Raw genomic sequence first — 9786 nt, forward strand, 5'->3', positions numbered from 1 at the left:
TGCGCAAGTACCCCTCCTGCCGATTTCGCTACGTGGTCTTCGCCGGCAGTGTCGTACGCACGGGCTATCCCTGGACCGAGGCGCTGCGACGCGGACAGGTGGAGAAGATCCTCAACTATATCGCCACCGCCGACTGGGTCGTGGCGATCTTTCCGAAGGCGATCGAGATGCTGCACCTGCAGGACCTCGGGAGTGCCGGTCACGACGGGTTTTCCGCCGAGAACGGCGACGCACTGCATCAGATTCGGTACGTGAGGGGTGGTCATGGCGCGGCGCTCGCGGAAGCGAACTGGGACGCCATCGCGCGCTTCGCGCTCCGCGGCGAGGTGGTGGAGCCCCCGGCGCCATTCGAGACCCCGAAGCGCTCGCGCGTGATCGCCCTCCTCGGGCGCATCGCGCCGTTGCTCTGGGTCCTGCTCGCTGCGGTGATCTACTGGATCTACCGCTGGATCCTGGGCCTGGAGATCGGCGAGGCCGAACGGACCCTGCTCGCCGGCGGCCTGACGCTGCTCCTGTGGATGGTGGTCACCCGCGTCTAAGCGTGCACGCGGTGGCGATGCGCCTTTGCGCCGGATCGAGGAGCGGGCACGGACTCCTTGCCGGCCTGTTAGATCGAGCGTAGCATCTTCGCGGTCAAACCTCAGACCGCTGATGCGGTCGACAGACAGCGACCTTACTTCGAGTCATTCGCGTGCACCAACCAAGCCTCAGTGCAAAGACCCAACCGAGCGCCTCCGGCGTCTCATGGTCGGCGTGCGCGTCGGTTGGCGGCTGCCTGTTCGGCATACACCGCAAACCCGAGCCAGTGCGCGTGTCATATCGACCCTCCGACAACGGTCATCGCCGTTTCGGAACGCCAAGAACACGCGAACTCTGATCGCCTGACCGGTCTTACCCCGTCAGACGATCCGGCGGGGAGCAGCAAGACCGGACACCCAAGGTCCCTTTCCAGCGCGTCCTCCCTGCCAGTATCCAGCATGGCCGCTGTCGGCCGTGCCATCGTGTGCCGCCGAATGAGCGGCAGGAGGAGCCATGACGATCAAGCAAGTCATCACCGAGGGCGACAAGCCGGTCAAAGTGTGGACTGAGGAACTGGACGAGCGCTCGCGCACGCAGCTGGTCAACCTCTCGAAGCTGCCCTTCATCCATCGTCATGTCGCCGCCATGCCGGACGTGCATGCCGGCATCGGCGCCACCATCGGCAGCGTTATCGCTACCGATCGAGCGATCATCCCGGCTGCCGTTGGGGTCGATATCGGCTGCGGTATGGCCGCCGCGCGCACGTCACTCGGCGCCGAGCAAATCGACGAACGAGCGCTGAAGAAGGTCTTTGACCAGATCAGCCGCGACGTACCGGTGGGGCGTTCCCAGCACACCGATGCGCGCGCGCTGACCGAGGCGGCCACGCCCTTCGCCGCGCCGCTCGACGCGCTGACCGAGAAGCACCCGCAGCTGCTCAAGGCCTTCGGTCGCTTCTCCAACTGGGTCAACCAGATCGGCACCCTAGGCGGCGGCAATCATTTCATCGAGGTCTGCCTCGACGAGTCCGGGCGCGTGTGGGTCATGCTGCACTCGGGCAGCCGCGGCATCGGCAATGCCATCGGCCATTACTTCATCGAGCTGGCCCGGCGCGACATGGAGCGCTGGATGATCCAGCTCCCCGACCGGGATCTCGCGTATCTGCCGGAGGGCTCGGAGCACTTCGACGACTACGTGGCCGCGGTCTCGTGGGCGCAGGCCTATGCACGGGAGAATCGCGAGCAGATGATGGCTCTGGTGCTGGCCGCGCTCGCCCGCCACCTGCCGGCCTTCACCGTCACCGAGGCGGTGGTCAACTGTCATCACAACTACGTCGAGCGCGAGCACCACTTCGGGTCGAACGTCTGGGTCACCCGCAAAGGTGCGATCCGGGCGCGGGAAGGCGATCTCGGCATCATCCCCGGCAGCATGGGCGCGCGCAGCTACATCGTGCGCGGCAAGGGCAATCCCGAGAGTTTCTCCTCCTGTGCCCATGGCGCCGGGCGCCGGATGAGCCGCACCGCGGCGGAGAAACAGTTCACGCCGGCGGATCTGGCGGCTCAGACCCAAGGGGTGATCTGTCGCAAGGACAAGGGTGTGCTTGATGAGATTCCGGGTGCCTACAAAGACATCGACCAGGTCATGGCCAACCAGGCGGACCTGGTTGAGGTGGTACATACGCTGAAACAGGTCGTCTGCGTGAAGGGTTGAGGGCGGCATGACGATCGAAACCGATACTTCGGTCATTGTGACGTATGCTATCCGCCCGCCAAGGCACCCGCCCGCGGCTCTCCATGATCCCGCATCCTCGCCATGCATCGTCAGTCGTCGAAATTGCGCAAACACCGCCCACTCATCCTGCTTCTGCTCGTCGGGAGCCTGTGGGCCTTGGTCTGGGCCCTGACCTCGGCGTTGTTGCCGTCGCTCGCGCGCGAGGCGCTTCCGACGTTGCAGGCACGGTTGGAGCCGGTCGGTCTCGGGCTGGGCGATGTCGCCTTCTCGGGCGTACGGATCTCGCCTTGGCTGAACGGCCTGGTGCTGAGCGATCTGGAGACTCGGCTCGATCTGAATCCACGGGATCGGATTCAGCTGCGCTCGCAACTCGACATCGCGACACTCGAGGTGCGACTGACCCACCCGTTCAGCTTGCGCGGCTCCATTCAGGCCACCGGCTTGGAGGTCCGCCTCGATCCATCGGATCGCCCCCGGCAGTTGCCGTTCGACCGCTTTACCAACGTCCGCTTGGCGATCGGCGATCTTCCGCTGGGCAACCCGCGACAGGCCGCGAAAACGATCCGCGAGAAGCTGAAGGCGTTGTTCTTCGAGAATCACGCAGTCGGCGAGGTCGAGTTCAGCGGCGATGTCATCCTCGACATCGACGGTGTCGACCAAGTCGCAACCCTCTACACCGAGCGCGTGGGAGAGACCTTCAAGCTGCGGTTCCGGGAAGACGACATCCGAGCAATCGCACAGGTCAAGGGCCTTGACCTGGTCCCCGAGCAGATCGAGCTCGTATCCTTCTACCCGCTGCGGGCGCCCGTTCTCCTGATGCTGACCGATCAGGCGCGCGCGCTCGCGACACGGTACGCACCGGATGATGTCTGGCTCCAGGATGCGATGCGCCATGTGATTTGGAGCTTCCTGCTGACCCGCACCTTCGGGCCGATCTTCGCAACCACCGTCACCGATGCCCAAGAACTGCGGCCGGGCAATACCCCGGACGAGCGGGCCATGGACTACCACAACAATGCGATCGGTCGGCGCTTCGTCGCCGAGAATGTCCCGCTTGCCGCCCTGCCGCGTCGCGTCCGAAAGGACCCGGACGTCATCCGCCACCCGGATGAGGTCGAGCGCTTCGGCGAGGAGCGCCTGCTGCGTTGAGCGAGGGTGTTGAAGGACACGATAACCCAAGCGCAGGCGCCGCGAGTGCGCCGCAGGCTCGGCTCTGCGAGGGTGGCGGTCAGCAACAGGCGTTTTTCAGCCACGCGGATCGGGACCTGTTCGTCGTTTGCCGGCCAGCGACGACAGCACTGCCGCAGGCTGGTCGGTTAGGGGTCGCAAGGCGACGGCTGAGCACTGCTCACGGACGGCTGGCGCAGACGCGTCGACAGCGCCCGCTCAAGCCCGTCGGGGTCGACCACCACCTCGGTAAACGCGAGCCCGGCCAATGCCTCGGTATTGCTTAGGTCGATCGGCCGCGGATAGACCGGCACCGGACCGCCCGGGGCCTCGGTGACGAGTTCGGGCGAGGCGTCGCAAGCAAACACTAGGCTCGGGATCCGGCACTTCCCGGCCTGGGCATAGATGTTGGTGACCAACGTATCCGAGATGCCGTAGACCATCTTGGCGACGCTGTTGGACGTCGCCGGCGCGACCACCACCAAGTCGTACCGGCCCTCGTAGAAAAGCCCGACCGGCGGCGCACTCGCGGCGCTGTCGCGGAATACCCGAAACCGGGCCTGAAGCTCCCGCACCGGGTAGCCGTAAACCTGCAGAACCTCTGCGGCCGCGCGGCTCAGAAACAGGTCCACGGCCGGCAAGCGTTCCACCAGCGCCAGGCACTCGGGCAGGAAATGACCGGATCCGGTGATGCCCCAGGCGACGCGCGGCGCCTCAGTGCCGGGCATCGAAACGGCGGGTGTGAATGCCCCATCGGCAGCCCGCCTCCTCCACAGCAACCTGCAGGCGACTCAGCCCCGCAAGGGCATCATTCTCGACATGGAAATTGTGACCGTGCAGGTTCTCGCAGGTCCCGTCGAAGGTCATGATGTGCGCGGCGTTGACATGCAGTTCGCCACGCTGGACGCGCACGGCGAGCTCGCTCATTCTTTGCCCCTTTTGTTCGAATCGAGCCGGACTCCAAGGCCCGAGGCAAAGAGCGGGCCACGGTGCCCGACCAGGCGCCGGCTCGACGGCCAAGAACTCCCCCGGAAGTATCCACCCGGATATGGCTGCCGCGGAACCGCAGCTGTCCCGGGGCACGGCGAGACGACAACCCGGTTCATCGGGCGTGCCATGCACGCCCGCCGGCGCGGGCAACACAACAAGCGGCCGACCTCAGCGCGGCGGCTTGATGCGGTAGCGTTTCATTTTGCGGTACAGAGTGTTCCTGCTCAGTGTCAATTTCGACGCAACCCGGGTCACGTTCCAGTGGGCGGCCTCGAGCTCGCGCAGGATCGCGTCGCGCTCGGCCACATCCAACGGATTGCTCGGTCTCGCCGGCCGGTCAAGGCTCTCTTCGCCCAGCAGCAGATCATCGGGCAGGTCATCGACCCGGATCACGCCGCCCTCGCTCAGGCCGACCAGCGTGCGCAGTGTGTTGCGCAGCTGGCGAATGTTGCCCGGCCATTCGTAGGCATCCATCAGCGCCATGGCCTCCGGTTCGATCTCCAAGCGACCGGGGCCGCCGGCCTCGCCATCAAGCAGATGCCGGATCAGCTCGCGGCGGTCCTCGCGCTCGCGCAGCGGCGGTAGCTGTAGGCTCAGGCCGTGCAGGCGATAGTAGAGATCCTCGCGAAAGCCGCCGTCCATAACCTGCTGCTTCAGGTTCTGATGGGTTGCGCTGATGAGCTGGATGTCGACTTCGATGGGCGTCTCGCCGCCGAGCGGAATCACGGCGCGCTCCTCGAGCACCCGCAGCAGCCGGGCCTGGAGCTCCAGCGGCATATCGCCGATCTCGTCGAGAAACAGCGTGCCGCCATGGGCCTGGACGATCTTGCCCCGGCTACCCTCTCGGCTCGCGCCGGTGAAGGCGCCGGGCCGGTAGCCGAACAGCTCGCTCTCGATCAGCGTCTCGGGGATCGAGGCGCAGTTCACGGCCACGAAGGGCTTGTTGCGCCGCGGGCCGGCCTGATGGAGCGCCCGTGCGAAGACATCCTTCCCGGTGCCGGTCTCACCGAGGACGATGAAGGGGATATCGCGCTCGATCAGCTTTGCGGCACGCTCGGCGTTGCGCTTCATCCGTGTATCGCCGAACTGCAGTCCTTCGAACGGCAGGCGCGCCGTGGGCGTCTCCATCGACGCGAAGGGCCGTGGTATCGTCAAGCCCCGGGACATGCCCTCCATCTGCTCGGACGGCGCTTGGAAGCTGGCGTAGAAGCGCCTGCCGCCCTTTACCTCGCGCAGCGGCTGCGGATGGTTCGATTGGCGCTGCGCGCGCGACAGCGCGTCGTCGACACGGAGGTTGAAGATCTCCTGGATGGGACGCCCGGCGATCTCGTCCACCGTCGACAATCCCAGCTGAAACAGCGCGCTGCGGTTCGCGGCCCGCAGCCGCCCGCTCGGATCGAAGGCAATGATGCCCTCGCCGAGTGTGCTGACAAACTCGGGCCGGCTGTGGAAGCGCAGTACATAGTTGTCCCGCATCCGACAGATAAAGAGCCGGTTCTCGATCAGCTGCGCCGACATATTCACCAGCGCCACCGTATGCTGCTGGGCCATGTGCGATTCACTGGACGCGTCGAGCACGCCTGCGATCTCTCCGGTGGGCTCGAAGATGGGCGCGGCGGCGCAAGTCAGCCCGGTGTTTTTGGTGAAGAAATGCTCTTCGCGATGGACCACGATGGGGCGCTTTTCCACCAGGCAGGTGCCGATCCCGTTGGTGCCCTGGGCCAACTCCGACCAGCTCGCGCCGTTCACCATGCCGGCGCTGGCCGCCGCGGTCGTGAACAGCGGGTCGCCGATGTAGTTGAGCACGACGCCGTCGGCGTCCGACAGCAGGATGGAATAACCGGAGCCGGCGACCTGCTGGTAGAGACCGGTCATCTCGGATTTCGCCATCTCCACGAGATGACAACAGGCCTCTCGCCGCTCGGCGATCTCGGCCCGGTCGAGCACCTCCGGCTCGTCTCTGCGCTCGGGTGCTAGACCGAAGTCGTCGATGCATCGGCGCCAAGACTCGAGCACGAATGACCGATAGTCAGCCGCCGTTATTCCGCCGCGCGCGGCAGCGAGCACGTTTGTGCCGTGGCTCGCCGTTTGTACACCCTCAGCCATGATTTTCCTCCGGGAGTATCGGGAGGCGGGTACGATTGCCGCGCCTCTCTTTTTAGTCTCTTGTCTTTCGTTGTGAGGCCCCTCCAAAAGGTTCCGTGCCGTGGCGTCTGCACCTGCTAGCCTTGACGGCGGCCGCCGGGCATCGTGCCGGCGTCGAGGAGCTTGTCGAATAGGATGGCGCCTTCGGCGACGCAAGCGATGGGACCGTCTCCGTCGCGCAGTCGGAATACGCCGTAGGGGCCACTTGCGGAGAGAGTTGCACCGCGCCCGTCCGCGCCGAATAACCAAGTCGTGAGCTCGCCTTTTCGTACCTTACGAATATAGAAGGTCGGAGTCCAGCGCGCCGCCTCGCCCGGCTGCGTCGCGAACGAACCGGAAGTCACGACACTCGCGTCAATGGCGCCCGCCAGGGATGCTGCTGGCATCGAGGAACTTGTCGAAGTGGATCGCATCGTCGCCGATTCCCTGCGCCTGCAGGACTTCGATGGCCGCATCGATCATGCCCGGGGGGCCGCACAAATAGGCCTGTGTCCGAGACCAGTCGAGTTGCTGCGACCGGATGTGCTCGGTCACCAGCCCGCGCGACCCGGACCAGTCGCTGTCCTCAGGTTCGTCCGACAGGATCGGCAGAAAGCGCATACTGTGCTCGGGGTGCCAGCGTGCCGCCACGGCCTCCATGGCATCCAGGCAATAGAGGTCGCGCTCAGAGCGAGCGCCGAATAGATACACGACATCGCGAGCGCAACCGACGTTGGCGGCATGCTCCAGCAGCGCCTTGATCGAGCTCATGCCGCTGCCGCCCGCGACGCAGATGACGGGACCATCGCCATCGCGCAGCCAGAACGACCCGAAAGGTCCGGTCACCGTCAGCGCGCAGCCGGTGCGATCGGCATCGAATAACCAGGTCGTCAGCTCGCCACGGGGAACCTTGCGGACAAAGAATGTCAGCCCACGCCGGTCGTCATCCTCCGGCGGCGTGGCAAAGGAGTAGGAGCGCGGCGTGCTGATGCCCGGGAAGCTCAGGTCCGCGTACTGGCCGGCGAGATAATGGCTATGGTCCTCCCGCAGCGGGCGCTCCAGACGGATCGAGAGCTCCATGATGTCGTGGGTCAATAGACGGACCTTGCTCACCGCCCCTGCCACCGTTGCGACCGGTCTCGCCGACGCATCCGCGGTGTTCAGCGCAACCTCCACCACCAGATCGCTCTTCAACGCGGTCTGACAGGCCAAGATCATGCCCTTATCGAGCTCCTCGCCGCTCAGTACATAAGCGAAGTCCGATAATTCCTTGATCTTGCCCTCGATCAGACGCGCCTTACAGGTGCCGCAGCTGCCGACGCGGCAGTCGTGGGGCCATCCGAGGCCGGCTGCGAGGCCCGCCTTGAGCAGGTTGTCGCCGGGCTGAACATCGAGCCCAACGCCCGATGGTTGCAACTGAACCCGGTGGGTCTTCTTGACTTTGCCAAAACCGAACATGATCCGTCTCCCGTCTCTCTACCGCTGTCGATCCGGTCGCCCCGGGGCCGTGACCGCGATCGATGGCGCGCCGCCGCTGCGGAGCCAAGACTCCGGCGAACATTGTTTAGGCGTTGATGGCGACGGAGCGGATATGGCGACCCTTGATCTCGTCCATGGTCGGCAGCACGCTCGACGCGACGAAGTTCTCCTTACTGGTGCTCTTGTGGCCCTGAACGGCTTGCCACCACTCGCCGACGGCCGAGCGCGCGGACACCAGCTCGCCGTGACCGGTCAGCTCGCAGCAGTGCGCATAGGGCGCCCAGTGAATATCCGCCAGCGAGAATTCGCCGACGATGAAAGGCCCCTTGTAGCGCTTGTTGCGCAGCTGCGAGTCCAGTGCATCGAAGGCGACCGCCAGCGCGGAAACGGCGCGGTCCACATCCTTTCCGGCGAGCAGGACGTTCACATGGGGCGCAACATGGTGCGTCGCGAATTCCGACCATTGGTAATGCAGCGCGCGGGCGACGCCGTTACGCGGAATGAGCGACGGCCCGAAACCCTTGTCGTTCAGGTACGACATGATGGTCAGCGTACCGCAGAGGGTGAAGTCCACATCGCGCAGGCAAGGGATAGAGCCGAACGGCGACATCGAGCGGAATTCCTGGGAATCGCTGGAAAGGGCCTCCGTCCCCACGACCCGGCTTTCGATATCGACGCCCTTCTCTCCGGCCGTCATCAGACATTTCAAGGTATCGGGGTCGCCGGGCAACCCGAACAGCTGGATCTTTGTATGTAGATGCTCGCCGATCATGATGTGATCACTCCTCTCGTTATTCGGTGGCGTGCGCTCGGCCTTGCGCGCGAGCGCCGAATGCGCCGGCGGGTACCCGGCGCGGGCGTCAGTCGTCGTAGTGCAGCGCGCCGGACGGGCAGCTTGCGACGACTGCACGGACGTCGTCCTTCGACGCCGCGTCCTGGTGGATCTCCAGCCCGTCGGAGCCGACTTTGAAAACGGCCGGCAGGCCCTTGACGCAGTTGCCGGCATGGACGCAAACCTCCGCATCCCAGGTGACTTTGGCGGTGGAGCTGGCGCTCATTGCGTTGTCCTCGCGATTGGGGTGATCAAACGTGAACGATCTCGGCCTTCATGGAATACAGGATCGACAACACTTCATCCTGCTCGCGCTTGCCGGCGTCGTTCTTCGCCATCGCATCCAGCACGTCGTCGAGCACGGCCACGAACTCCTGATCGCTGATGTTCATGCCGCGGTGCGCGCTCAGCATGTCCATTCCGGCGTAGTTCTCGGGACCGCCGGTGCCGGCGCAGAACATGTCCCGGACCAGGCCCTTGACCTTCTCCGCGTCGCTGTCGGCGTAACGTTGCTTGATCGCGGGATTGCGGGTGTGATTGGCCCAAATATCTTCGGTAATCGCGGAAATGCCGTCGAACCCGCCGAGGCGTTCGTAAAGGCTGGCTTGGTGCTCGCTCATGGCTCGGATCTCTTCGGTGGTTGATGCGCGTTGTCGTGTCATCCGCCGCACGAAAGCCTGGTGTGTGCCCGTTCGAAGACGGGCCACGACGGATGCGCCGAGTCAGACTAGCCAAGCGGCGGCACCGGGCCTATACGTGGTACCACGTGTTCCGGCAGTGGCGCGTCCGGGGCTGCGGGAGGACGAGGAGTGGGCGGGCCGGCGTCGGCCACCGGCCGCGGGCGTTCAGGGATGATTGCGGTCGTTCAACCTAGATCCGGCAGTTGAACGGCCCCTCGAGTGCGTCCCGCGCGGTGTCCGGCAAGGCGCGACGAGGCGGCGTAG

At 65.2% G+C, this 9786-nt stretch carries 11 protein-coding genes; 3 read left to right on the forward strand and 8 right to left on the reverse strand.

Annotated elements, in window-relative coordinates; all coding sequences use genetic code 11:
• From GPT33_RS14275 to GPT33_RS14285, 3 genes are all read left to right on the forward strand, one after another.
• On the forward strand, window positions 1-539 hold a 539-nt coding region (locus GPT33_RS14275; protein WP_296810054.1), incomplete at its 5' end, for a hypothetical protein.
• 493 nt (window positions 540-1032) lie between these two features.
• Entirely contained in the window at window positions 1033-2229 is a 1197-nt protein-coding gene (locus tag GPT33_RS14280; protein WP_296810056.1) for an RtcB family protein, read from the forward strand.
• A 102-nt stretch (window positions 2230-2331) separates the two neighbouring features.
• Complete coding sequence (locus GPT33_RS14285) at window positions 2332-3399, forward strand: hypothetical protein (protein ID WP_296810057.1); 1068 nt, start codon at window positions 2332-2334, stop codon at window positions 3397-3399.
• A 167-nt stretch (window positions 3400-3566) separates the two neighbouring features.
• Here GPT33_RS14285 and GPT33_RS14290 read toward each other — a convergent pair whose 3' ends face one another.
• The 8 genes from GPT33_RS14290 to GPT33_RS14325 all read right to left on the reverse strand — a co-directional run bounded on the left by GPT33_RS14290 (window position 3567) and on the right by GPT33_RS14325 (window position 9462).
• Entirely contained in the window at window positions 3567-4145 is a 579-nt protein-coding gene (locus GPT33_RS14290; RefSeq protein ID WP_296810059.1) for a flavoprotein, read from the reverse strand.
• Window positions 4132-4344 (reverse strand): hypothetical protein, encoded by a 213-nt coding sequence (locus GPT33_RS14295; RefSeq protein ID WP_296810061.1) that lies wholly within the window; start codon window positions 4342-4344, stop codon window positions 4132-4134. The genes GPT33_RS14290 and GPT33_RS14295 overlap by 14 nt, the downstream gene beginning before the upstream one ends.
• 231 nt (window positions 4345-4575) lie before the next feature.
• Entirely contained in the window at window positions 4576-6513 is a 1938-nt protein-coding gene (locus GPT33_RS14300; protein WP_296810063.1) for a sigma-54-dependent Fis family transcriptional regulator, read from the reverse strand.
• A gap of 116 nt (window positions 6514-6629) precedes the next feature.
• The gene (locus tag GPT33_RS14305; protein ID WP_296810065.1) at window positions 6630-6938 is read right to left on the reverse strand and encodes a hypothetical protein; all 309 of its coding nucleotides are present in this window, start codon (window positions 6936-6938) and stop codon (window positions 6630-6632) included.
• A complete protein-coding gene (locus tag GPT33_RS14310) occupies window positions 6907-7989 on the reverse strand; it encodes a 2Fe-2S iron-sulfur cluster binding domain-containing protein (protein ID WP_296810067.1) in 1083 nt (360 codons plus the stop codon). Before GPT33_RS14310 ends, GPT33_RS14305 begins: the two co-directional genes overlap by 32 nt.
• A 106-nt stretch (window positions 7990-8095) precedes the next feature.
• Window positions 8096-8782, reverse strand: a complete 687-nt coding sequence (locus tag GPT33_RS14315) for a glutathione S-transferase family protein (RefSeq protein ID WP_296810069.1) — start codon at window positions 8780-8782, stop codon at window positions 8096-8098.
• An 88-nt stretch (window positions 8783-8870) separates the two neighbouring features.
• Complete coding sequence (locus GPT33_RS14320) at window positions 8871-9068, reverse strand: (4Fe-4S)-binding protein (protein WP_296810072.1); 198 nt, start codon at window positions 9066-9068, stop codon at window positions 8871-8873.
• 25 nt (window positions 9069-9093) lie between these two features.
• On the reverse strand, window positions 9094-9462 hold the full coding sequence (locus tag GPT33_RS14325) for a group 1 truncated hemoglobin (RefSeq protein ID WP_296810073.1): 369 nt from the start codon (window positions 9460-9462) through the stop codon (window positions 9094-9096).
• Window positions 9463-9786 lie beyond the last annotated feature (324 nt).

The sequence above is a fragment of the Thiocapsa sp. genome (genome assembly GCF_011390875.1).
Classification (GTDB): Bacteria; Pseudomonadota; Gammaproteobacteria; order Chromatiales; family Chromatiaceae; genus Thiocapsa.